Genomic DNA, 25,450 nt, shown 5'->3' on the forward strand with positions numbered 1-25,450 from the left:
TCTTTTTATAGTTCAAAGTATTCGTCTAGGTAACGAGCTAAACCGTCATTATCGTTATCGTATTTGGTAACGTCGTCGGCTAGTTGTTTAATCTTAGGTTGACCATTCTTCATAGCAACACCTAAGCCAGCGTACTTCAACATGGTTTCATCGTTAAATTCATCACCAAACGCAATGATGTTAGATTGGTCAATATTGTAGTAGTCAGATAGTACTTCTAGACCAGTTTCCTTACTAACGTTCTTAGATGCTAATTCAACGATTGAATCAGGACCTCCCCATGGTGAAATTTGTAGGGTATCACCATAGTTACGATCTACATAGTTAATGAATTTATCCATCTTATTGTGTTGGATTTGTAGGGTTAGACAAATTGGGTTTTCGTTTAAGTTCTCTTTAGTAATGAATTCAGAAGGTTCAAGACTAGTTGGGAAGAAACCAACTTCATCGTTGGCTTCACGATTAGCCAAGAATAGTTCTTTACCTTCAACGGCCATTAAGTTAATCCCTAGGTCTTTATCTTGTTTTAAGACATCAAAGACGATATCTCGATCAATATTGTATTCGTAGGCCTTATTCCAATCTGTTAGTGGATTGTATCCTAGACTACCGTTAAAACTAATTAAAGGATTGTCTAAACCAATTTGGTTATAGATGTCTGTAATCAAACGTGGTGGACGACCTGATACAATATTGACAACGTGACCTAAATCAATTACTTTATTTAAAGTATTAATAGTTTTTTGTGAAACCTTTGACTCACTATTTAGTGTAGTTCCATCAAGGTCAATTGCGATAAGTTTCTTATCCATGTAGTTGTTTCACCTCTTTTAAAAAAATATAATAGTAATATGTTAACTAATTAAAAAATGTAAGTCAATGCAAAAGGAGTAATCTCGTGCAATTACCAAACGATTTTAAAACGAAATATCAAAAATTACTGGGGGATGATGCAGAGTCATTCTTTGCCAGTTTAGATAAGGATACCAACCCTGGATTTAGAATTAATCCATTAAAGGAACACATGCCAGCAGAACCAGATAATGAATCAATTGAATACTGTCAATATGGATACTATGGTGATGTGAACGGTAAGAGTGTTGAACATCAAAGCGGTGCGATTTACTCACAAGAACCTAGTGCGATGTATGTAGGAGAAGTAGCAGATATTAAACCAGGAGATTACGTATTAGACTTATGTGCTGCTCCCGGTGGGAAGACAACCCATGTTGCTAGTTACATGGATAACCAAGGACTACTAGTAACCAATGAAATCGATCATAAGCGTGCTAAGGTCCTAGTAGAAAACGTAGAAAGATTTGGAATCAGAAACGCACTAATTTTAAATGAAAATCCAAATAACTTAGCCAAGCACTTCCCACGTTTCTTCGATAAGATTCTAATTGATGCTCCATGCTCTGGTGAAGGGATGTTTAGAAAGAATAACGATGCTATCCAATATTGGAACGCAGACTATCCAAGTCAATGTGCTACTCGTCAAAAAGAAATCATCGAACAAGCAGTTAAGATGTTAAAACCAGGTGGTAAGATTATCTACTCAACATGTACATTTGCTCCAGAAGAGGATGAACAAATTGTTGAATGGATGAAAGACACTTATGACTTCTCCATCGATCCAATTAAGAAATACGAAGGAATGTTAAGTGGTAAACCACAATGGGCAGACGGTAATGAAGAATTATCCAATACCGTTAGACTATTCCCTAATCACTTTAAGGGTGAAGGTCACTTTGTTTCTAAACTATCTAGTAACGATGAAGGTAATACTAAGAAGATTAAGCATCGCCTTCAAAGTAACCTATCAATTGATGATAAGAAACTATGGAACGAGTTTAAGGAAGCAAACCTAAATAACTTTGATCCAAAACACTTAATTTTATTCGGAGACCAATTATACACCTTTGATAATACACTTCCTGATTTGAAGGGATTAAAGGTGATGCGTCCAGGACTACATCTAGGAACAATTAAGAAGAAACGTTTTGAACCAAGTTATGCATTGGCATTAGCTTTGCATAGTGATGAAGTCGTTAATCGTTTAGAAATATCTGAAGACGACTGGAAACAATATGTCCATGGGGATGTTATCAACTGTGAGAAGGATGTTAAGAAGGGATGGTACCAACTAATCTGTAAGAACCAGCCTGTTGGTTTTGGTAAGGCTGTAAATGGTACGATTAAAAACTTCTTCCCAAAAGGACTAAGATTTAACGTAGATTAATAAATAAAAAGAGTTGCATTATAAATAGCAACTCTTTTTTTATACGTTTGTTCAAATAAAAGTTTATTGAATGATAAGATAATTAAATAAAAATGTGTTATGATTAATATTGGTATAATATTTTTTTATTACATATTTCTGGAGGTATTTTATATGAGTGCAAAATTTTGCCCAAAATGTGGTAACGAATTAAAGGAAGGAGCAAAGTTCTGTCCTAAGTGTGGAGCCCAAATCGTACAAAATGTACAACCAAACGGTGCTAACACTAACGGTGTTCAAAACCAAAACATTATTCCTAACCAAAGTGCAGAACAAGCTAAGAACTATGCTAAGGATTTCTTCAAGTGGTTCTGGAGTAGTGTTAAACATCCTTCACTAAGTGGAAAGGCTTCAAACAAATACTTTGGATTAACTTCATTTGTTGCCAGCGCAGTATTTGCTATTTTATCTATTATGTTAATCACTTCAAAGATTAATGGCGCAATTGACCTAGCTTCAAGTGGTCTTGGTGGCGATACAGCTTCATCACTCGCTAGCATATTCCAAAACCTAGTAAGTGATGGTGCAGGTAAAGTTGAATTATTCTCAGTATTAATGATTGTTGCTTTCGTTGCATTAGCATACGGTTTTAGAGCTTTCGCAGTTGCTGGTACAGGTGAAAAAACTGATTTCTTCGAATTCATTAATAAATTAGCTGCATACACTAACATTTCAGTTATGTTATCAGCTATCATGTTTTTATTTCTACTAATTGGTGGACTTATCGCATTACCATTAAACATGTTTATCTTCCTATTTGTCGTAATTAACGACCTAATTGGCTTTACTTACGCAATTATCGATGGTCAAAACTCAAACAAGTTTGATAAGTTATATGTTCTATTATTAGCTCACTTATCATTAATTATTGTATTCTTTATTGTTTTCATTAAGTCACTAACAGCTTAATTTCGATTAGGGGGTTATAAATTATGGGGGAATCAAGATTCTGTCAAAATTGTGGTGCCAAGGTTGATGCCGACGAACAATTTTGTCACAACTGTGGTGCACAATTAGACAACGAAGTAACTGATCAAACAAATCAATCTAGTCAATCAAATGTTGATAATACAGTTAACGATTACCAACAACCTCAAAGCAATAACAATAATGCTGTCCAACAACCACAAATTAATAACGGTAATAACGTTTCTCAAGAACCATCAAACAATGGAAACGTTAGGGCAACAAGAAATGGTTTTAAGAAGAGTAAAAAACATCAAACTAGAAACCTAATTATCGGAATCGTGGTTGCCGTTGTTGTTGTATTCGGTTTTATCGGATACCTTTTCGGAAACCACTACTACTCAAAGAGTGCGGTATTAGATCGTGCAATAACTTCATTAACTAGTGACAAGAATACCGATTCATACTTTGAATCAACCGATAGTCGCGTTACTTTAAATGACAGTACAATGGCACCATTATCTAAGCACATGAACAAGAATAATGACGAATTACAATCATTAAAGGGCCAACTAAGTGATTCAGGTACTTCAAAAGATGGTAACTTTGAATATGTTCAAGACGGCCGTAAATGGTTATTATTCCCTAACTACCAAGTTAAGGTAAAACCAGTTGTTCCAACAATTACAACTAGTGAAAAGTCCGCAGATGTTACTTTAAACAATAATAAGATTGGTCAAACATCTGACTCAGATTCAGAATTTAGTTTAGGTCGCATCCTACCAGGTGACTATGACATTACTGTTTCAAAGACTTTATCAGGAAAAAAAGTTACTAACGCACAAACTACTTATCTTGATAACAATGACAACATCTACATGCCATTAAAGACTATTAAGTTCACTGTTAAAGCTGGTCCAAATGCTGATATTTACATCAACGATAAGAAAGTTGGTACAAGTAATGGCGATGGAGACTACAAGGTCTCAGATATGCCATTCTCATCTGCAATTTACATCTATGGTGTAATGCATTCAGATGGTAAGTCAGTTACCTCAGATAAGTATCATTTGAGTGAAAGTGACGATGGACAAGAAGTAAGTCTAAACTACCCAGGGGCAGTTGATAAAGACGATGCATCAAATCTAATTAGTGATTTCTCAAATGATCTTAGTTCTGCTGTTAATGACAACAATGATTTTGATCCAAGTGATTACTTCGTTGATGGTTCAAATAACAGTGATGCACAAGGTTTCATTACTTGGGCAAAACAACAAGCTGATCAAGTTAACGATAACAAATATGATAGCGTAAGCATTGATTCATCAGTGGATTCTGTTGTTCCTGCAGGGGACCACTCAGTTGTTTCTGGTACTTTGAAATATACATTCGACGTTCCAGACGATGACGGTGACGACCACGATCATATTCAAATCTTCAAGTTTACTTCTAACATGAAGAAGGTAGATGGTTCACTTAAGCTACAAACACTTAAGGCACCAGATAAACTTAAAGATTACGATAAAAACGATGACGATGATGACTAAATCATAAAAAATAAGGTTTCTACTTAAGTGTAGAGGTCTTTTTTTATTGGTAAAATTAGTTAAATTAATTTACTTTGGTTAAAAGTATAAAGTTACTTTAACTTATAAGGATAAAAGAAAAAAGCAAGCAAAAACCGCTTGCTTAAATTAGTAGGGAAGTCCTCGTTGGGAAACATAAGATAAAAGATCCGAACTTAATATTAATTTTTTACTTTGTAACTCTGATAAGTTTTTGGTACCCAGCACAGTCATTATTGATTTCATTCCATAAATGAAGTCATTAATGAATTCGATGGTTTCTTCTTCACCGTTCTTGATCAGTGAATATAGAATGGGGGCTGCAATTCCAACGGAATTAGCGCCAAGTGCGATTGCTTTAACGGCATCAAGTGGTGTTCTGATACCGCCGGAAGCAATGATATTGGTTTTATCTTTAAATGGTTGAGCTTCTAGAAGCGATTCAACAGTTGTTTGTCCCCAATCTTCTAGGTAATCCATTTCTTGTTTCTTTCGACGGTAGTTTTCAATCTTACTGAAACTAGTACCACCTTTACCGCTGATATTAATATTTTTAACACCAGCATCAACTAATTGTTGAATGGTTTCTTTAGACATACCAAAACCAACTTCTTTAACGATGACTGGGCAGGCGAGTTCTTCCTGAATGGATTTAATATTTTTAATCCAGTTAAATTCACGATCACCTTCAGGCATAATCATTTCTTGCGGAGTATTAATATGAATTTCGATTGCATCAGAATTCATCATTTTTACCGCTGCCTTAGCTCTTGAAACATCAGCTGAAGCGCTTAGATTGGAAAATACAATTCCATTTGGATTGGTTTCTCTAACAATCTCGAAAGAAGAAGCAACAGAATCGTCTTTTAAAGCGACACTTTGAGAACCAGTTGCCATAGCAATCCCAGTACTCTTTGCGATTCTAGCTAGCTTTTGATTTAACTTCTTTGTATATTCGCTTCCACCGGTCATGGCTTCGATATAGATTGGAAAGTCCATTTTGATATTTTCAATTGTTGTTGATGTATCGATATCATCCAAACTGATTTCTGGAATCCCTTGATGGACAAATCTTAGTTGATCAAAACCAGCATGACTGGTTTTGTTGTAGAACTTAATAGCTAATGAAACGTGTTCATCTTTTCGATGAGATTGGATACTGACCATTGATTATGCCTCCTGTTCTGAGTAGATATTTAGGTGAAGTGGAATAATGCCATTTTCTGTCCATTTTGATTCTATGTCTTTAATAGGGGATTGTTTTTCAACAATGGCAATTCCACAATCTCCACCTCCGGCACCAGATGATTTTCCCGAACCGTTATATTCTTCAGCGATTTCACATAGTTGTTTTAGTTTGCTTGTTTCGATGTCGATGCCAGTGAAACTGGCCAATTCGACGATGATATTTCTGTTCTCTTTAATTTGATTTTTAATAACAGCGATATCTTTATTTTTAAAACCATTGATCATCTTATTGATACAGCGCTTACTCTTAACTAAGAATTGCTTGTATCTATCAACGTTTGATGATGATTCAACGCTCTTAAGTAAATTGGAAGTTGAAGCAGGAGTTCCTGTCCAGCCAATAAGTAATTCGAGGTCAGAAGGTGGGGTAAGTGGTTCAATCATTAGATGAGGCCAACTTTGTTCCATCACGTCTTTTAGATTGATTTGATTTGCTAACCAATCTTTATCAAATGAACTATAAGCAATCCAACCACCAAAGCTACTAGCAGCAACGTCGCCCAATGAACCGTTACCTTGAATGCTTAAATGAGCAATGGCAGCTAGCTTGAATATTTGTAGTTTGCTTAAGTTTAAACCATATAGTTCGTTTAAAGCTTTGATTGTTGCGACTGTGACAGCGGCTGAGGAACCTAATCCATATTTTTTACCGTCTTCACTGTTTAAATTACTATCAATATCAATGTTATATAATTTATGTTTTATGTTTAATTCTTCGACATATTTCTCGAATGTTTTCATTGCTGAAATTACGTAGTTGAAAGAACTATTATCGTTTAGAGGTTTAATTTGATTATTATCGAAAACCCATTCAATTTTTTCATTTTCATACTGTTTTGAATGAATAACACCAACATTATTTTCGGATTCACTAATATTAGCTGTAATATATTGATCAATTGCAACAATGATAGCTGGATAGCCGTTTTCAACCACAGCATATTCACCGGCAATATATAGTTTTCCGGGTGCTTTTACAGAAATCATTTTAAATTAGTCCTTTCAATTTATAGATACTTTATTCCTTCACCTGGTCCAGATACTTTGATTTGGTCATTAGAAAATTTATCTGACAACTTATCAGTAATTGCACTGATTTTATCACTTTGACAAATGATTTTGACATTTGGACCTGCATCCATTGTGTAATAGCATTCAATGCCATTTCCTCTTAGTTCCTTAACCATGTTAATTACTTCAAGACTATCGGCATTTATGTATAAGTATGAAGGATCAGAACTTAATGTTAGTGAGTGCATTCTCATCGCATTTAATTCTGCTGTTTTACCTAAAGTGGTAAAGTCATTTTCCTTTATTGCAGCTTCAATTGTTTGAAAATCACCTGTCGTTTGTTGAATCCAGCTTTGATAGTAGGGTGAAGTTTCAATAGAAATCTTCATTCCTTTTCTACTACTAATTTTCTTAGGTTGATTATCAAGAATGATTGCAATCATATTAACGTCCATTTTTACCGGGTCTTCAATGCTGTAACCATATGAGGATTCATCATCAGTTCCTTTATTCCAAGCAGCGAAACCACCGAATATTGAACGTGTTGCGGAACCAGAACCACGTCTTGCCAAACGAGATAGGTCTTTTTTACTTAGATTAATTCCGTAAGCCTTACTACCAGCTGCAGCTAAAGCAGCATATGCAGAAGCAGAAGATGCCAGTCCGGCTGAAGTAGGGACATGATTGGTTGATTCAATGCGCGCAAATGTATGGATGTTTGCTTTTTGACGAATGATATCCATAAATTTGGTGATTTTTTTATCATCAACAACCTTATCGTTTAAGGTAACCTCATCGGAACTAAGAGACTCATCAAATTGAACACTTGTGTCAGTATAAAATTCATCAAGTGTTAGCGATAGGCTACTATTAGCAGGGATAATTAACTCTTCATTTTCTTTTCCCCAATATTTAACCAAGGCAATATTTGTGTGTGCTCTCGCGGTAATTTTTTCACCTAACATTTTGTATAATTTCCTCCGAGTTTTAGTTAAAAGGTTGAATCCAGGTATCTAAGGCACCGGCTTTTAGTAGCGCATTTTCAATGCTTTGGGCTTCATGAATGTTTCTTGCTAAAGCAATGATACATCCCCCAAGTCCGCTACCCGTTAGCTTGGTACCTAATGAACCATTTCGATTAGCGATTTCAACTAGTTCATCAATCTTATCGTTACTTACTTTTAATTTTTTTAATTCTTTTTGATTTTCAGTCATTAATTTACCAAGTTCAATTGGATTATCGTTTTCGATATCGAACTTAGCACGAGTGACCAGTTCACCAATATGTTTAATTGATTTCATGGTGTCTTCTTTATTGTTATTTAGTTGTTGTTTAACATAGTTAATTGCGATGTCGGTTCTTCCTTTGATACCAGAATCGGCAATTACTAGTACAGCATTTAAGTTGAAGTTAATTTCGTTTAACGTTTCATTTCGGATAAACCATACTGGATTATCTGATCCAGCGGTTGCTGTATCCAAACCAGAAGGGTTACCGTGTGTGATTGTTTCTTCAACATTACTTAAATCAAGCAATAAATCTTTATCAAAACTAACATTAAAGTAGTGAAATAATGCTTTGACGATGGCAACTGATGTTGCAGCTGAAGAGCCCATTCCACGTTCAGATGGAATTGAACTATCAATAATCATCTCAAAAGAGGCATCCTCTTTGTGCAGTTTAGCAAGGGTGCTATCAATTAAGTTTTTAATTCCTAATAGGTCATTTGGGACATTATTTAAGTTACCAATGAAGTACTTACTATTGATGTAAATACCATTTTGTTTTTCCATTATTCTAACGTTTAAGTCAATTTTTGGAACGGGTAGTGCAATGGCCGGTTGACCATATACAACACTGTGCTCGCCCATAAGTATTATTTTGGCATGACTATGTCCAATTGCTTGATTTGTCAATGTTATCGCTCACTTTCTCTTAATGTTAATATTATCATAAAATCATCATAATAAAAATAACTTAAATATTTATATTTGTGTCCTGAAATAATAGATAAACACCTAATAAATGTAGTATTATTAAGTTAAGTATTTTTTGAAAGATTGGTGAACGAAATCATGAGTAATACCATTTTTTCAGTGGTGGACATTGAGACTACTGGTAGTAGTCAGTCCAACTATACTAATCGAATCATCCAATTTAGTTGTACTTTTGTACAAAACAACAAGATTATTGGATCATTTAATTCATTTATTAATCCTGAAATTAGTATTCCAACTGAAATTACAAAATTAACTGGAATATCAAACCAAACAGTCGTTAATGCACCAACATTTGCCGAAGTAGCAGATAAGATTTATCAGTTACTGGATAAGACAATTTTTGTTGCGCATAACGTCAATTTTGATTTCCCATTTTTAAATTTTGAATTTAAAAGGGTGAATCATAAAGAACTAACTAACAAAGCAATTGATACTGTTACATTAAGTCAATTGCTATTACCAACTGAACCAAGTTACAAACTTACAGATTTAAGTAAAAGCCTAAATATTGTTCATGATCATCCACATTCATCAAGCAGTGACGCATTAGCAACTGCTAAAATCTTAATTATCCTGTTACATCAATTGGATAATTTACCAAAGAAGACCGTTAAACAGATTTTAGATATTAATCCATCCCTTCCGATGGATACTTTAATCATGTTTACAAGTGCTTATCATTTAAAACACAAAGATGATAACCCTAAGATTATGAATATTAAGAATCTAAAGGTTAGAAAAATTAAATATCATACTGATAGTGACTTTGTTGAAATGAAGTACCCCAATAATAAACGTAAGAAGTCAAAGATGTTTAAGGGAGTTACTCAGTTTAATAATACTGAAAATAAACTGATGAATTCAATTTATGGTAATTATCATTCAGCATCAGACAGCAATAATTTATTGATTGAGGAAAATAGGGAGTTTAACTATGATTTTAGTTATTTATTCCCACTTAGTTATTTACTTAAGAAGAATCAAAAAATTGTTATCGCTGGCGATGAAGATTTTAACTCTGAATCAGCATTGGTCAACCAAGTGAAGAATATCAATAAAATCACTTCTGACCGTCTTAGATGTTTAATTGTTCGACCAGTAACTGATTATATCGATTTGGATAAGTTTTCAGATAGTCTAAACGTCGTTAGTAACTCTAAGAATACTGAGTTTCTAAAGTGTAAGATTTTGGTCTGGTTAACATTCACAAAAACCGGTGATATTAACGAATTAAAACTGGATAAGGATAATAACCAAAACTACTTCTTAAACGTCGTTAGTGATGAACAAAATAGAGGATACTACATTAAGAAGTTAGCTCATGATTACCAAAGCGCTAACGTTATCTTGGTATCTCATGACTATTTATTACAAAATGTCCAAAAGTTACATCAAAACGACCCATACTTAGTGATTAAAGATTCTAGGAGGCTAAGTGATAATGCACTTGATAACTACCGAATCCAATTCAAGCTAAGTGAAAACAAGATAATTTGTAATCATATTACTAACTTGATGTATCAAACTCATAACAGAAACGTGTTTGATATCTTTACTAATGCTAAAAAGTTAGCTGGCATGGCTAAGAAGATTGAAAACCTATTAGCTAAGAACACTGATCAGTTCGAAATAATTAAGGATGACTTCCTTAATGCTTTTTATTCCAAGAGCAAGCTTAATAGAACTGTTGATGGATACATTGTTAAACCAGATGTTGATAGATTTAAGACATTTGTCTTGAACAAGAAATCATTATTTAACTCAATCTCTAGAAACCAACAAACCATTTTGGACATTGTTGATGACATGAAGAGATCAATTAATCATTTTAATGGTCACGACAAAGCCATCTTATATGCGTTCTTCGATAAGTTAGAAGAATATTGTTCATTTATCGAGAATAACTTAGTCCGTTTGTTTAAACTAAACAAATTAGATAAACAACTAGTATTCGCTTTTAACGTTAATGAAGATAAGGATGTTGAAAATGGATTATTGTATGGTGGATTAGTCAGAAATGAAAACATTTTGCCAAATGAACTATACCAATACTTTAAGGGGATTATTTTCTTAGATAGTGCCATCTATTCGTCAAAACGTTCTCAATACTTCTACGACAAATTGGAATTAAAACGTCAAAATACACGAATGATTAAGTTCGAAGATGAAAATGATTTAAACGGACAGGTTAATTTGATCCTGGATGAAGCCTTACAAATCCCGATGCCACTTGAAAAAGTGATGAAGTATAATAAGGGCAATTCATTTATTCTTACACGTTCAAAACAACGAGTAAAAGAAATTGCTAAGTCCTTGTATGAATCTGACGTAAACGAACACAACGTAATTTTAAGTCAGGATTTCAGCGGAAACGATGATAAGATTGTTAAGAAGATTATTGTTGATTCACAGAACATAATTGTTGGAAATAATAATTTGTTAAAATCATTACGCAACAAGAATAAACCAATCAATACACTAATCATTGATTCAATGGCTATCGATTCTTTTGATGATATCTACTTACAAGCTCAATATGATTTAATTAACAGTGAGCATGGTAATCCAAATGACGGATTGTCCATCCCTTTAAGCATCCTAAATATTAAAGATGCGATTAAAGATGTGATAGAATTATCTGGTTCAAAGGGATTAATTTATCTGAGGGATAAAGAGGTCATCGAGGGGCCATATGGTAGTAACCTAATTGACTTAATTCCAAGTCATATCAAGCCACAGTTACTTGATAAAAGAAAGATTATCGAAAAACTAAAAAAGGTGTAAGGGAGTCAGAAGATGAATGTTTCATTTTTAAAGAAGATTAACTATTTCAGAATCTTTAAATGGCTAATCGGAATCATTATCGTTTTAATTTTAATAATCATGGGTCTGTTCCTATGGGCTAGACAACCACTTTCATCTGCTAAGCACCAAGCTACTACATTGGCAGAAAAGAAAGTGGGTATTAAATCAGTTGATCATTTCTACATGTCTGATTTAAATAGAACTTATTACACTATTGAAGGTCCTAATAAAGACAACCAAAAACAATACGTAATAATTGAAAAGAAGACAGGTAGCATTAACGTTGTCAACGTTAAAGACGGAATTTCAGCAAATGAAGCTAAAAGTGTTGCTAACCAAAAGCAAAGAATTGCGAAGTTGATTAGTGTTGCTCCAACAATCTTTAACGAAAAACCTGCCTGGGCAGTCAGTTACTTTAATTCTAAAAATGAATTAAACTATGCTGTCATTGACTTCAAGTCAGGTAAAGTACTTAGATTTATTGCTAACGTATAGATAAAGGGGTATGTTTTAATGGATAAATTTGCAAAGACGATACTTCAATCAGGTCAAACTACCATTTCTAATTATCTATTAAAGAATTATCCTAAATTAGGAATGACTAGTGACCAACTGGTGATTTATCTTCAAATTAAAAGAAATATCGATATAGGTAATTATTTCCCTGATATCAACGAAATCACAAACGCAACTGGTTTTTCAAATGCAAAGGCTTACCAAGTTTTGCATGAACTGGTAGAGAAAAAACTAATGAGAATTAAGACGCTATCAAATGCAAAGGGACAAGCCTTTGATGTATATGATTTCTCTTTAATGTACGAAAAATTATCAGAATTAAATCAAGAAACTTCAGAAGATGAAAACACAAATGAAGTTTCTGAAGGCAACATGGCTTCCAATGAGATTACAGAATCTGATCGTAAAAAGGTATTTAATTCCATCGAATCAGAATTTGGTCGACCATTATCACCAATCGAAATTGAAACAATCAATCAATGGATTAATGATGATGAATACGATCCACAAATGATTAAGTTGGCACTTAGAGAATCTGTTTTAAATCAAGTATACAGTTTGAAATATATGGATAGAATTTTAGTCAACTGGGAAAAAGCCAATATCAAGACGCCAGCTGATGTTGAACGTAATCGTCGCAACCATGAACAAAAGTTTAACAAGAGCGCTAAATTTAGCGATAAGGGAACACAAAATAAACCAGATATTCCTTTATTTAAAATTGATAAATAAGAATGCAAATAAAAAAAGCACCTAGAATTTTTCTAGGTGCTTTTTTCGTAGCTATAAATTAATGGTTGTTGTTATTGCCATTGTTGTTATTTTGTTGATTATTGTTATTGGCATTATTTGTGTTGTTACCATTATTGTTGTTCTGGTTTTGGTTATTTTGTTGATTTTTGTTTGACTCATTATTGTTGTTACCGTTTGAACCAGAACTCTTCTTAGCTTCGTTTTTATCTTTTTGGGAATCCTTGTCGTCATCATCATCTGATGATTTGTTTGACTTAGTATCCTTGGTTTGTTTCTTTGTACTATCTAGTACTGATGAAAGCGATCCACCAGCATAACCGGTTGTCTTATCACCTTGAATAGATGAGTAACCGTCTTTGTAGTACTCAGTTTGCCCACCAGACTTAACAGCAGTTACATTGCTTGGTTTTACCCAATCGCTATTAGTTTGGTTTTGAGAAATGTATTGCATTTCGTACTTGTAAATTCTTTGAGCGATATCAGTTTGAGCGGCCGTTAGATAATTACCCGTTTGATAAGGGTGATCATATCCGGTCCAAACAGATAGGGCGTAGTTTTGAGTGTAACCAGTGAACCATGAATCCATTGCTGCATATGCAGGTAGGTAACCGTTGTAAGTGTTGTCAGGGTATTGAGTAGTACCGGTCTTACCAGCTTGGTATAAACCAGGAATGTAAGCGGCAGTACCAGAACCATTTGATTGGTTCATAACACCCTTTAGCATTGATGTCATCATGAATGCAGTAGCAGGACTCATTACTTGAGAACCTTCAGAACTGAAGTCATGTGATTCATTATCAGGAGTAACAACCTTACTAATTAAGTATGGTTTGTGATATACACCATTGTTAGCGAATGCTGAGTATGCGGCAGCTTCTTGTTCAGTTGAGATGTATAAACCAATACCATTTTGTAATGATAGTGGATCACTGAATGACATACCTAATGAACTTAAGAAGTCAGTTGCCTTACTTACACCAACATTTTCAAGAGTTCTGATGGCCGGAATATTTCTAGATTCAACCAATGCCTTGTGCATTGAAATTGTACCTTCATATCTACCATCAAAATCTTTTAGAGTTGTGCTTGTTCCAGCATAAGTGTAAGGAGTATCGTGAACTAATTGATAAGTAGGGTAGTTTAGATATTCAATTGCTGGACCGTAATCCATTAATGGCTTGGCAGTAGAACCACTTGATCTATCAGTTTGTACGGCTCTATTTAAACCTAATTGAATATCAGTTTTTCTATTTCCAATCATAGCGTTAACAGCACCAGTCTTTGGATTTACTAATGTTGCACCAACTTGCATGGTGTTGTTAGGGAATCCAACGGATGCATCGTTGTTAGCTAAATCATAAAGTTTCTTTTGAGCAGATAAATCTAAGTTAGTGTAAACCTTTAGACCAGATTGAGTGTTGTAACCCTTGGCTTTAAGTTCTTGAATAACTTGTTTTAGATATGAATCAATGTATTTTTCTTTAACAGATTCGAATGAACTGCTCTTAGGATTCTTAACCAAACCAGACTTGATACTTGTCTTTTTAGCATCTGCTGCTTGCTTTTGGGTAATAGCACCATATGATGCCATTGCGTTCAATACTTCGTTTCTTCTTTCCTTTGCATATTGAGGATATACATAAGGATTGTAGTAACTTGGTGATTGAGGCATACCAGCTAATAAAGCAGTTTGTGCTATAGATAGTTTGCTTAATGATTTACCGAAGTAGTATTCAGAAGCAGTTTCCATACCGTATACATTGTTACCCATGTATACTTTATTAATGTAGAATTCTAGAATTTGTTGCTTTGAATATGTGCGTTCGATCTTAAGTGCTAACCATGCTTCTTGAGCCTTTCTCTTGAAAGTTCTATCAGAAGCAGCAGTAGAGAACACAGACAACTTAACTAATTGTTGAGTTAGTGTAGAACCACCTTGAAGATTTAAAGAACCAGAAGTTATGTTTGATAATGAAGCTCCCATAATTCTGATTGGGTCAACACCATGATGCTTGTAGAAACGACGATCTTCGATTGAGACAATCGCATTCTTTAGTTGGCTAGGAATCTTGTCGGACTTGATATAGTCCCGATCTTGAACCCCTAATCGTGAAATAACATGGCCAGAATTGTCATAAATCTTGGTTGAGTTATCACTTGATAGTGATTGATAACTAATTTCAGGTGCGCTAGAAGCATAAATCATGAAGACGATACTTCCTAGTACGATTAGCAATGAAATAAAGCCTAATCCACCTACAATGACCTTTTTAATCCATGTAGCGTGTTTAGACGATTTATGTTGCTTTTGGTTTCTTTGGACACGGCTGCCCAAGTTAGGATTGTTTTGAGACATTACTATTCTCCTTTACGGTCTATATTAATTCATCCACGGCATCCAAATAAGGTATCGTGGGATTTAATGAATAATTAATTTTATAACCAAGTTCCTCAATTATATCCTTTTTTATGGATTTTTTTCCACCATTATTTTGTTTATCCCAGAAATAAAAGAGGTCGGAAGCCTTGAATAAATAAACTTCATCTAACACTACAAATTTGATAATTGCGAAACAAATTCCGCCATTATCAACGCATTTTCTCATATGTTCTACCTGATGTTCATGGAAGTTAGATAGTGGAAACGATGTTTTATTTTTGGTTTCCTTGGCATCGAAGTCTATGTATCTTCCTTTATATACACCATTATAATCGGTGGTAGATGCTTTACGAAAATATGCTTCCTTAATCGTAGCAGCGCTTCTTTTAGGATAATCAACTTTAACGATTTGAATAGGGGTTGGTTTTTTGTGTATTACGGCAATATCTTTACTTAAATAATACTCATTGCTTCGATTCAATTCTTCTTCAAGAGTCATTCCACGACCGCCATATAATGTTGGTTTTACGTATCTACTCTTGGGTGATGAATTCTTTTTATCCAAGCCGGTATTATAAGCCTTACCATTTGGATAACGGATAGCCATGTGTACCACCTTTCAAAAAATAATAAATTATTACTGTAAGTTTATTAATGATATTATACCATTAGTATTGAAAAGTTAATAATAAGGTAGGGGGTGTTACTATCTCAAGACTTTGGGTAACCGGATATCGAAGTTATGAACTAGGCGTGTTTAGTGATAAGGATCCAAAAGAACTAGTTATCAAAAATGTAATCGAAAATAATTTAAAACAGTCAATTGAAGATGGGGTCGATTGGATAATAACCGGTGGTCAAATGGGTGTCGAACAATGGACAGTTGAAGTAGCAGATCTGTTAAAAGAGGAATATCCAGATGAATTTCAAATTTCTATGATGCTACCATTCAAGGAGTTTGGTAACCAATGGAACGAACAAAATCAAATGAAATTATCACAAAGTATTAATAAAGTAGACTTCTCTGCTAGTGTTTCTAATGATCCATATAAATCACCAATGCAGTTAAGAGCATATCAGGATTTTATGCTCAACCACACGGATAGAGCGCTACTAATCTATGATGTTGACAATCCTGGCAAAACACAATATGATTATGAGCAGATTAAAAGATTTTCAGAAATACATGACTATGATTATCATTTAATTGATTTTGACGAACTACAAGAAGCCGCGAATGAGTACCAAAATAATTTAAATAATTTTGAGGAATAAATTGAAAATGTTTAAATTTCTGGTACAATAATACTTGTTCGTGATTATTTATGATATGAGGTGTGAATAATGAACAATATACAATTTACCCCTAAGGACATCTTAGAAAAAACATTTTCTCAAAAGATGAGAGGGTACGATCCAAATGAAGTAGACACTTTCTTGGACGGTATTATCAAGGACTACCAAGCATTCGATAACCGAATCAATAGTCTAGAAAACGAAAACAATCAACTAAGAATGGAAGTACAAAGATTAAAGCAATCTGCTGGTACTGTTACACCAGAACCAAGCGTTTCTCCATCTGGTTATTTCAATGATTCAAATTCAGCACCATCAAATCATGATACTTTAGGTAGAACACGTATTGAAAATGAACTTTTAAAACGTGTATCTAACCTAGAACAACGTGTATTTGGTTCTACTGAAGGACCAAGTAGCATCGACAGATATTAATCGTTAATAACTGGTGTATGTTCTGAGTAATCGCGGTCAACTTATGTTGGCTGAGGAAAGTCCACTCTCGCACAAGCTGCGATGCTTGTAGTGTTCGTGCTCGGTGAAAAAATAAGCCGGGGGACTACAATTTGTAGTAATGGCGAAGAAACGAGCTAAGGTTTTGCTATGCTTTAGTACTTCTGAAAGTGCCACAGTGACGATACAGGATTGGAAACGATACTGGTGGAACGCGGTAAACCCCGCGAGCGGGAAACCCAAACTTTGGTAGGGGAGCTTCACACACGGAAATTGAACCAAGTGTGGGGGAGAAATTTATTTCTCAGATAGATGATTACTACTTTATATTTAAAGGCCTGACTTAAATATAAAGCACAAAACATGGCTTACAGGAATGTACACCATTCAGGAAAAGGGTGGAAGTTTTCTTCCTCCCTTTTTTTATTGAAAATAAATAATTCATAAAAAGGATGAATTAAATGAAAACTTTTAAATTAATGGCCACTTGTGCCGCCGGAATTGAAGCTTTAGTTGGTAGAGAACTTCGTGATTTAGGTTATGAAGTTCAAGTCGAAAACGGAAGAGTTAGATTTGAAGGAACAATTGAAGATATTATCAATACCAATCTTTGGTTAAGAACCGCCGATCGTGTTGAAATTATTGTTGGTGAATTTGAAGCCAAGACTTTTGAAGATTTATTCCAAAACGTTAAAGCACTTCCATGGGACGAATTGTTACCAATGGATGCTCAATTTCCAATGAATGGACGTTCACACAACTCTGCATTACACAGTGTTCCAGACGTTCAAGCAATCGCTAAAAAGGCGGTAGTAAATAAGTTAAATGAAACATATCATCGTCGTACAAGACTTCCAGAAACCGGTCAACTTTACAAGCTTGAAACTAGAATTAATAAAGACCATGTAATGGTTACCCTAGATACAACTGGTGAAAGTTTATTCAAACGTGGTTACCGTGTTGCCAAAGGTCCTGCTCCTATCAAGGAAAATATGGCTGCAGCATTAATCATGTTAACTAGTTGGTACCCAGATATGCCTTTCTTAGATCCAATGTGTGGTTCTGGAACTATTCCAATTGAAGCAGCAATGATTGCAAGAAACATTGCACCTGGTTTTAACCGTGAATTCTCATGTGAAAAATGGGATTGGATAGATGAAGACGTCGTTGAAGATGTTCGAAACAAAGCTGATGAAAAAGCTGACTACGACAAAGAACTTGATATCATGGCATCTGATGTAGATGGAAATATGATTGATATTGCCAAAGTAAATGCTCAAGAAGTTGGATTACTTCACGATATTCAATTTAAGCAATTGTCTGTTCTTGACTTCAAGACTGACAAGATTAATGGTGTGGTTGTTTCAAACCCACCATATGGTGAACGTTTAAGTGATAAACAAGAAGTTCGTAAGCTATACAAGGGCTTAGGACGCGTATTTAAACCAATGACTAGTTGGTCTAAGTACTTCCTTACATCAGATTTGGAATTTGATAAGTTCTACGGACAAGCTCCAACTAAAACTCGTAAACTATACAACGGTTACTTAAGAACCGATTATTTCCAATTCTGGGGTAAAAAGATTAGAAAATAAAGGGTGTATATATTGACCAAGAAAATAGCGATTATTGGTGGCGGAATTGTCGGATCAACGGCAGCTTATTTCTTAAGCCAACTAGATTCTGGTAATGATTTTGAAGTAACCATGTTTGATGATGGTAACGGTCAAGCCACAAAGGCAGCTGCAGGTATCATCTCACCATGGTTATCAAAGAGAAGAAATAACAAATGGTATAACCTAGCCCGTGACGGGGCAACATTGTTAAGACAAATATCTAAGCAATCCAAAATGCCTGAAAGCATTTATGACCAATGCGGTACCATCATTACGCGTGAAGATTCTGAAAAGCTAAAAGAACTTTATCAATTAGCTGAAGAACGTCGTGATGAGACTGATACAATTGGTGAAATTAAGGAATTAACTGCAGATGAGGTAATGAGATTTGTTCCGATTATCGATAATTCATATCCTGGTGTATTCGTTTCAGGTGGTGCTAGATTGAATGGTGATAAATACGCCAGTCATTTGACTAAGATTGCTAAGAAAAAGAATTTAACAATAATTAAGCAAGCTGTATCAATTAATGAAGATGGTAATGTTAAATTAGATGGACAAGTCCTAGAATTCGATAATATCATCTTAGCAACTGGTGCTTGGACAAAGGATATTTTAAAAGAACTTCCTTTAGATGTTGATGTTAGACCACAAAAGGGACAATTAATTGAATTATCTACCACTCAAATTTTTGGTGCTAAAGTTGATATGCCAGTTGTAATGCCTGAAGGGGAATCAGATTTCATCCCATTAGGTAATGGACGTTTAATTGTGGGAGCTAGTCATGAAAATGATAAGGGGTTCGATTTATCTGCCGATGCGGATATTATTGATGAACTATTAAATAGTGCTCATAGTATATCTAATCAAATTAATGCCGAAAACTTAATTAGAGTAAAGATTGGTACCAGAGCATATACCTCAGATTTCGCGCCATTCTTTGGATGCATCCCTGGATATGAAAAAATCCTAGTCGGCAGTGGACTAGGATCATCTGGTTTAACAACTGGACCTTTAGTGGGTAAGATTTTAGCAGAAATGATTGCTGATAAAGTGGATTACGATATCGATGAATATCGCAAACCAATTGAAAATTATATTAAATTAGTAAAATAAGTGAAGGGCCTGTGTCGCAAGATTATGGGCACCTTCATTTTTTGTATCTGGAATCCAATTATTGATTACCATGCTGTACTTAGCTTGTTCTTCTAAGATTTGATTAACATATTCTTGATAGTGTTTAGCATATTGCTTTTCTAAACTTTCATGAACAATTTTACTGTCAGTATAATAAACAATAATCGAGTCCTTATTAGTTAATGGTGAAATCGCCTTAAAGCCAAGTAGACAGGCTTCAAACTCTGCTTCATGATTATCTTTTGAAGTTAATTTAAGTTTTTCTTGGTATTGTTCACTATCATGAACAATTAAAATTCCACAAGAACTGTTCCCAGAATTGTTCATTGTGGCCGCATCAGTGTATAATTTAAACATAATCTAATTCTCCAAAGGAAGGTTTTACTTAATGATAACCCAAAAACGAACATTTTTATACCAGCCAGAACCTTTGTATACAGTAATTACCTGGGCTTGGACATTTGCTCTTCTATTTATTGGAATTATTTTTTGGCTTGAAGTAACAGTGATTCAATGGATTACAATTTTTTTCTTTTTAGTATTCTTCTTATTTGCGATTTTTCAAATTATTTTTAGAAGAATTACCATTGAAGATGATAAAATAACAGTAAGTAAGCTAATGAATCCAAAATGGTTGGAAGCAAATATTAGCGATATTGATGACGTTAGATTCACTAAGCATACCGCAGACATTGAAGTTAATAAAAAGCACTACAGATTGTTATTGCCTGTCAATTCAATAATTGAGCTAAGCAACTTACTTAAAAAATAATTACATAATTCTAGGAGATGTTCTTACCATGAAAACAGATATTGAAATTTCACAATCAGCTGAGTTAAAAAACATTAGCGAAATTGCATCAAGTTTAAATATAAGTGACGATCAAATGGATCCTTATGGTAAATATAAATCGAAAATCAACTTACCATTTGCCGGTTCAAAAAACGGCAAACTGATTTTAGTAACATCAATTAATCCAACCGCTGCTGGTGAAGGTAAAACCACTTTGACCATCGGTTTAGGTGACGCATTCCACAGAATTAATAAGTCTGTAGCAATTGCACTAAGAGAACCCTCACTTGGACCTGTTATGGGAATTAAGGGTGGTGCTACTGGTGGTGGATATGCTCAAGTAGCTCCAATGGAAGATATTAACCTATTCTTTACAGGTGATTTTCCTGCTATTGCCGAAGCACATGACACATTATCAGCATTAATTGATAATCACATTCATCATGGTAACAAGCTAAACATTGATCCTAGAACAATTACTTGGAAGAGAGTCGTTGACATTAACGACCGAGAATTAAGAAACGTAATCGTTGGATTGGGTGGACGCACATCTGGTGTCCCTCGTGAAGACGGCTTTGACATTACTGTCGCAAGTGAAATCATGGCAGTTCTATGTTTAAGTGAAGATTTAGACGACTTAAAAGAAAAATTAGGTAAAATCCTAATTGGATACAACTACGACAGACAACCAGTTACTGTTAGTGATTTGGGTGTTACTGGTGCATTGGCACTACTATTAAAAGATGCAATCAAACCGAACTTAGTTCAAACACTAGAACATACTCCAGCATTTATTCATGGTGGACCTTTTGCTAATATTGCTCACGGATGTAACAGTATTTTAGCTACTAAAGCAGCCATTCAACATGCTGATTACGCAATTACTGAAGCTGGTTTCGGTGCTGATTTAGGTGGAGAAAAGTTCCTAGACATTACATCTGAAAAGTTAGGCAAACGTCCAGACGCAATTGTTATCGTTGCAACTGTTAGAGCGTTAAAACTAAATGGTGGTGTTAACAAGAACGACCTAGATCAAGAAAACGTAGATGCATTGCTAAAGGGTGCTAAGAACTTAGGTAGACACATTGCTAACATGAAGCAATACAACAAACCAGTCGTAGTAGCTGTAAATGAATTTACTAGCGATACTGAAAAAGAAATTAATGCACTAAACGATTACATCAAAGAACAAGGTGTAAAACCATTCAACACAACTGTATGGGAAAACGGTGGTGCAGGTGCTATTGAATTAGCTGAAGAATTAGTTGATGTATGTGACAACAATCAAGAATTCAAACCTCTATACAACAACGATGATGACTTCATGGACAAGTTAAACGCCATCGTTACTAAAATTTATGGTGGAAATGGTGTTGTTTTAAGTAATAAAGCTAAGACACAACTAAAGAAACTAGTTAAAAATGGTTGGGATAAATTACCAATCTGTGTAGCTAAGACTCAATACTCATTCACTGATAATGCTAAAGAGTTAGGAGCACCAGTTGACTTCTCAATTAATGTTTCTGACATTCAACCTAAACTAGGTGCCGGTTTCATCGTTGTATTAACCGGTAAGATTCTAACAATGCCTGGTTTACCATCACATCCTGCCGCATTAGACATGGATATTGATAATGATGGTAAGATTACCGGACTATTCTAAAGGAGTTTTTCAATGCCAATTGTATATATTTTAATTAGCCTATGTGCTCTTGTTGGAATTGATCAAGCAATTAAAATTTGGATTTCTGCAAATATTTCAGAAACATCCAGTACAACAATCATCCCTGGTGTATTATCAATTACCAATCTGCATAATAGCGGTGCTGCTTGGAGTATCTTGGAAGGTCAACAATGGTTATTTTCCATTATTACCTTAGTAGCAGTCGTAGCGATTGTTTATTTTATGATAAAATTAAAGGGTAGAAAGCTTTATTTAACAAGTACAACAATTTTATTAGCTGGAATTTTAGGTAACTTCATTAACCGTTTCTTACAAGGATATGTAGTTGATATGTTCCAAGTTGATTTTATTAATTTCCCAGTGTTTAACTTTGCAGATATCTGCATTACATTCGGAATTATCTTGTTATTTTTTGCAATTTTAAGAGATGGTGATTTAGATTAAAGATACAGTAACTTATACAGTCACAAAGGGGAGTGTTCGACTAGATAAATCATTAACTGATAACGTTGATGATTTAAGTCGTTCAAGAGCCAAGAGTTTGATTGAAGACGGATTAGTCTTGGTAGATGGACAAAAGAAAAAGGCAAAATACGATGTTAAAGACGGTGAAGTAATTCAGGTAACCATTCCTGAACCAGAAACAATGAACGTGGAACCTGAAAACATCGACATTGATATTGTATATGAGGATGACGATGTAATTGTCGTTAACAAGCCGCAAGGAATGGTTGTTCATCCTTCTCCAGGGCATCCTGATCATACATTAGTGAATGCATTGCTTTATCATTCACCACTTTCAACAATTAATGGAACCTACAGACCAGGAATCGTTCACAGAATTGATAAAGATACATCTGGTCTATTAATGGTTGCTAAGAACAATTATGCTCATGAATCTTTATCCAAACAATTAAAGGATAAATCAAACATTCGTGAGTATATTGCGTTAGTACATGGAAATATCAAAGAAAATAGCGGTGTAATTAACGCCCCAATTGGTAGATCTAAAAAAGACCGTAAAAAACAGGCAATCGTGGATGATGGAAAGAATGCCGTTACTCATTTTAAGGTTCTAGAACGCTTTGGTGGAGAATACACACTTGTTTCATGTGTTTTAGAAACAGGTCGTACTCATCAAATTAGAGTTCATATGAAGTATATTGGGCATCCACTTGCTGGAGATCCATTATATGGACCAAAGAATACCTTAAAGGGTAATGGACAATTCTTACATGCTAAGAAATTAGGATTCGTTCATCCAAAAACAAATGAACAAATGATTTTTGAAACACCATTGCCAGAAATTTTCGAACAAACAATTACTAAATTAAGAAATAAGTACAATCAAAAATAGGAGGATTTGTAATGAGTAAAGTCGTTGTTGATAAAATGGCCATGCAAAGAGCGTTAACTCGTATTACTTACGAAATTATCGAAAAAAATAAAGGGGTAAACAACCTAGTATTAGTTGGTATTAAGACTCGTGGTATTTACCTTGCAAAACGCATTGCTAACCGTTTACAAAAACTTGAAAACAAAGAAGTTCCTGTAGTTGGAATCGACGTTACAAAGTATCGCGATGATATTCAACACACTGACAACGAACCAGCAGTTCTTTCTGATGAAGCTGTATCATTAAAGGACAAAAACATTATTTTAGTTGATGATGTTTTATTTACTGGTAGAACTATTAACGCTGCTTTATCAGCAATTGCTGAATTAGGTCGTCCAAAGAACATCAGATTAGCTGTATTAGTTGATCGTGGACACCGTGAATTACCAATTAGAGCTGACTTTGTTGGTAAGAATATTCCAACTTCAAAACAAGAAATCATCAATGTTCAAGTTGATGAAATCGATGATCAAGATTCTGTTGAAATTGATGAAAAGTAACTCTTAAATAAAATATTTAAGGAGATTGTTGTTATGACCACTAGATATTTAATATTAGAAGATGGAACTTCATATAAAGGTAAGGCCTTCGGAGCTGAAGCAACCACAACTGGAGAAATTATTGTAAATTCTAATATGTTAGGCTATCAAGAAGTTATAACAAATCAAATTTACCATAATCAAATCATTGTGTTTACACAGCCATCTATTGGTAATACTGGAATTAATCACAAGAGCTTTGAAGCGATTGTAACTAATTCTAAAGGAGTAGTTGTCAAGGAATACTCCAATATTTCTACCAATAGATTAGGAAACTTAAACTTAGATTTATTTTTAAAGCAACATAACATTCCTGGTATTGCGGGAATTGATACTAGAGAATTAACACGTCGCTTAAATCGAAAACAAACAATGAAGGCAAGTATCGTTGATATGGATGATGAACATGCTTTTGATCAACTTCATGCAACGGTGCTTACTAACCAACAAGTAAATCAAGTATCTACCAAAGCGCCATTTCCAAATACTGGTGATGGATACAATATTGTATTGATTGATTTCGGTCTTAAATACGGTATTTTACGTAAGCTTGCTGACCTTGATTGCAACGTTATTGTGATGCCATTTGAAACATATAGTCAGGAAATCTTTGATTTAGACCCTGATGGTGTTGTTTTATCAACCGGACCGGGTTCGCCAAGAGATTTACCAGATTCTGTCTTACAGATGATTAGGGAAGTTCAAAAAGAAATCCCAATGTTTGCGATGGGACTAGGTCATGAATTGTTTGCATTAGCTAATGATGCTAATGTTTACAAATTAGACGGTGAACATCATGGTAGTAATCATCCAATTAGACAAGTTATTACCAATCAAATCATCTATGCATCACAAAGCGAAGGATACGCTGTTGACCCTAAATCAATCATCCATGATCAGTTATTGATTACATATGTTGATTTAGTTAATGGAACTGTCCAAGGTATCAGACATCGTGATTATCCTGCTTTTTCTGTTCAATTCTCACCAGATGGTGGACCTGGTCCACAAGATAGTGCAGACTTGTTCGAAGAATTTCTAGAAAACGTTAGCTCACAAAGGAGATAACT

At 34.5% G+C, this 25,450-nt stretch carries 24 protein-coding genes and 1 other RNA gene; 17 read left to right on the forward strand and 8 right to left on the reverse strand.

The window, feature by feature from the left end:
- Positions 1-5: 5 nt before the first annotated feature.
- The gene (locus tag KTJ72_RS00790; protein WP_217303897.1) at positions 6-812 is read right to left on the reverse strand and encodes a Cof-type HAD-IIB family hydrolase; all 807 of its coding nucleotides are present in this window, start codon (positions 810-812) and stop codon (positions 6-8) included.
- A gap of 86 nt (positions 813-898) precedes the next feature.
- Between KTJ72_RS00790 and KTJ72_RS00795 the strand changes: the two genes are divergently transcribed.
- From KTJ72_RS00795 to KTJ72_RS00805, 3 genes are all read left to right on the forward strand, one after another.
- The gene (locus tag KTJ72_RS00795; protein ID WP_217303898.1) at positions 899-2,242 is read left to right on the forward strand and encodes an RsmF rRNA methyltransferase first C-terminal domain-containing protein; all 1,344 of its coding nucleotides are present in this window, start codon (positions 899-901) and stop codon (positions 2,240-2,242) included.
- A 153-nt stretch (positions 2,243-2,395) separates the two neighbouring features.
- Positions 2,396-3,190, forward strand: a complete 795-nt coding sequence (locus KTJ72_RS00800; RefSeq protein ID WP_217303899.1) for a zinc ribbon domain-containing protein — start codon at positions 2,396-2,398, stop codon at positions 3,188-3,190.
- Positions 3,191-3,213: 23 nt separating this feature from the next.
- Positions 3,214-4,734 (forward strand): TcaA 3rd/4th domain-containing protein, encoded by a 1,521-nt coding sequence (locus tag KTJ72_RS00805; RefSeq protein WP_217303900.1) that lies wholly within the window; start codon positions 3,214-3,216, stop codon positions 4,732-4,734.
- A gap of 147 nt (positions 4,735-4,881) precedes the next feature.
- On the opposite strand, the gene fni is transcribed toward KTJ72_RS00805, so the two are convergent.
- Genes fni through mvk form a run of 4 tightly spaced genes read right to left on the reverse strand, consistent with a single transcriptional unit; the run spans position 4,882 to position 8,928 of the window.
- Positions 4,882-5,919 carry a type 2 isopentenyl-diphosphate Delta-isomerase gene (gene fni, locus KTJ72_RS00810; protein WP_217303901.1) on the reverse strand — a complete coding sequence of 346 codons (1,038 nt, stop codon included), beginning with the start codon at positions 5,917-5,919 and terminating at the stop codon, positions 4,882-4,884.
- A 3-nt stretch (positions 5,920-5,922) separates the two neighbouring features.
- Positions 5,923-6,987, reverse strand: a complete 1,065-nt coding sequence (locus tag KTJ72_RS00815; RefSeq protein ID WP_217303902.1) for a phosphomevalonate kinase — start codon at positions 6,985-6,987, stop codon at positions 5,923-5,925.
- A gap of 20 nt (positions 6,988-7,007) precedes the next feature.
- Complete coding sequence (gene mvaD, locus KTJ72_RS00820) at positions 7,008-7,976, reverse strand: diphosphomevalonate decarboxylase (protein ID WP_217303903.1); 969 nt, start codon at positions 7,974-7,976, stop codon at positions 7,008-7,010.
- Positions 7,977-7,998: 22 nt separating this feature from the next.
- Positions 7,999-8,928 carry a mevalonate kinase gene (gene mvk / locus KTJ72_RS00825; protein WP_041152267.1) on the reverse strand — a complete coding sequence of 310 codons (930 nt, stop codon included), beginning with the start codon at positions 8,926-8,928 and terminating at the stop codon, positions 7,999-8,001.
- A gap of 147 nt (positions 8,929-9,075) precedes the next feature.
- Between mvk and KTJ72_RS00830 the strand changes: the two genes are divergently transcribed.
- The 3 genes from KTJ72_RS00830 to KTJ72_RS00840 are packed head-to-tail and all read left to right on the forward strand — an operon-like array spanning position 9,076 to position 13,065.
- Positions 9,076-11,796 (forward strand): exonuclease domain-containing protein, encoded by a 2,721-nt coding sequence (locus tag KTJ72_RS00830; protein ID WP_346726675.1) that lies wholly within the window; start codon positions 9,076-9,078, stop codon positions 11,794-11,796.
- 12 nt (positions 11,797-11,808) lie between these two features.
- Complete coding sequence (locus KTJ72_RS00835) at positions 11,809-12,312, forward strand: cell wall elongation regulator TseB-like domain-containing protein (protein ID WP_041152265.1); 504 nt, start codon at positions 11,809-11,811, stop codon at positions 12,310-12,312.
- Between the two features lie 18 nt (positions 12,313-12,330).
- Positions 12,331-13,065 (forward strand): DnaD domain-containing protein, encoded by a 735-nt coding sequence (locus KTJ72_RS00840; protein WP_041152264.1) that lies wholly within the window; start codon positions 12,331-12,333, stop codon positions 13,063-13,065.
- A 58-nt stretch (positions 13,066-13,123) separates the two neighbouring features.
- On the opposite strand, the gene KTJ72_RS00845 is transcribed toward KTJ72_RS00840, so the two are convergent.
- Both KTJ72_RS00845 and recU read right to left on the reverse strand, forming a co-directional pair.
- Complete coding sequence (locus KTJ72_RS00845; protein ID WP_041152263.1) at positions 13,124-15,442, reverse strand: PBP1A family penicillin-binding protein; 2,319 nt, start codon at positions 15,440-15,442, stop codon at positions 13,124-13,126.
- Between the two features lie 19 nt (positions 15,443-15,461).
- Positions 15,462-16,073 carry a Holliday junction resolvase RecU gene (gene recU / locus KTJ72_RS00850; RefSeq protein ID WP_217303905.1) on the reverse strand — a complete coding sequence of 204 codons (612 nt, stop codon included), beginning with the start codon at positions 16,071-16,073 and terminating at the stop codon, positions 15,462-15,464.
- Positions 16,074-16,174: 101 nt separating this feature from the next.
- On the opposite strand from recU, the gene KTJ72_RS00855 reads away from it, so the two are divergent.
- From KTJ72_RS00855 to KTJ72_RS00875, 5 genes are all read left to right on the forward strand, one after another.
- A complete protein-coding gene (locus KTJ72_RS00855; RefSeq protein WP_041152261.1) occupies positions 16,175-16,741 on the forward strand; it encodes an SLOG family protein in 567 nt (188 codons plus the stop codon).
- A gap of 69 nt (positions 16,742-16,810) precedes the next feature.
- On the forward strand, positions 16,811-17,197 hold the full coding sequence (gene gpsB / locus KTJ72_RS00860) for a cell division regulator GpsB (protein WP_034531132.1): 387 nt from the start codon (positions 16,811-16,813) through the stop codon (positions 17,195-17,197).
- Positions 17,198-17,215: 18 nt separating this feature from the next.
- Positions 17,216-17,591, forward strand: an RNA gene (gene rnpB, locus KTJ72_RS00865) — RNase P RNA component class B.
- Positions 17,592-17,676: 85 nt separating this feature from the next.
- Positions 17,677-18,810, forward strand: a complete 1,134-nt coding sequence (locus KTJ72_RS00870) for a THUMP domain-containing class I SAM-dependent RNA methyltransferase (RefSeq protein ID WP_217303906.1) — start codon at positions 17,677-17,679, stop codon at positions 18,808-18,810.
- A 12-nt stretch (positions 18,811-18,822) separates the two neighbouring features.
- A complete protein-coding gene (locus KTJ72_RS00875) occupies positions 18,823-19,947 on the forward strand; it encodes an NAD(P)/FAD-dependent oxidoreductase (RefSeq protein ID WP_217303907.1) in 1,125 nt (374 codons plus the stop codon).
- On the opposite strand, the gene KTJ72_RS00880 is transcribed toward KTJ72_RS00875, so the two are convergent.
- A complete protein-coding gene (locus KTJ72_RS00880) occupies positions 19,936-20,325 on the reverse strand; it encodes a ribonuclease HI family protein (protein WP_217303908.1) in 390 nt (129 codons plus the stop codon). The two genes, KTJ72_RS00875 and KTJ72_RS00880, sit on opposite strands and share 12 nt — an antisense overlap.
- 31 nt (positions 20,326-20,356) lie before the next feature.
- Between KTJ72_RS00880 and KTJ72_RS00885 the strand changes: the two genes are divergently transcribed.
- From KTJ72_RS00885 to KTJ72_RS00910, 6 genes are read left to right on the forward strand one after another with little or no spacing between them, the layout of a single operon-like run.
- Positions 20,357-20,740 carry an EbsA family protein gene (locus KTJ72_RS00885; RefSeq protein ID WP_041152257.1) on the forward strand — a complete coding sequence of 128 codons (384 nt, stop codon included), beginning with the start codon at positions 20,357-20,359 and terminating at the stop codon, positions 20,738-20,740.
- Between the two features lie 28 nt (positions 20,741-20,768).
- The gene (locus tag KTJ72_RS00890) at positions 20,769-22,424 is read left to right on the forward strand and encodes a formate--tetrahydrofolate ligase (protein WP_217303909.1); all 1,656 of its coding nucleotides are present in this window, start codon (positions 20,769-20,771) and stop codon (positions 22,422-22,424) included.
- 12 nt (positions 22,425-22,436) lie between these two features.
- Complete coding sequence (lspA, locus tag KTJ72_RS00895) at positions 22,437-22,889, forward strand: signal peptidase II (RefSeq protein ID WP_034533602.1); 453 nt, start codon at positions 22,437-22,439, stop codon at positions 22,887-22,889.
- Entirely contained in the window at positions 22,885-23,802 is a 918-nt protein-coding gene (locus KTJ72_RS00900; RefSeq protein ID WP_041152255.1) for an RluA family pseudouridine synthase, read from the forward strand. Before lspA ends, KTJ72_RS00900 begins: the two co-directional genes overlap by 5 nt.
- An 11-nt stretch (positions 23,803-23,813) precedes the next feature.
- Positions 23,814-24,341, forward strand: a complete 528-nt coding sequence (gene pyrR / locus KTJ72_RS00905; protein WP_034531143.1) for a bifunctional pyr operon transcriptional regulator/uracil phosphoribosyltransferase PyrR — start codon at positions 23,814-23,816, stop codon at positions 24,339-24,341.
- A 33-nt stretch (positions 24,342-24,374) separates the two neighbouring features.
- Positions 24,375-25,448, forward strand: a complete 1,074-nt coding sequence (locus tag KTJ72_RS00910) for a carbamoyl phosphate synthase small subunit (RefSeq protein ID WP_217303910.1) — start codon at positions 24,375-24,377, stop codon at positions 25,446-25,448.
- Positions 25,449-25,450 lie beyond the last annotated feature (2 nt).

Origin of the sequence: Apilactobacillus waqarii, assembly GCF_019061205.1 — a bacterium.
Classification (GTDB): Bacteria; Bacillota; Bacilli; order Lactobacillales; family Lactobacillaceae; genus Apilactobacillus; species Apilactobacillus waqarii.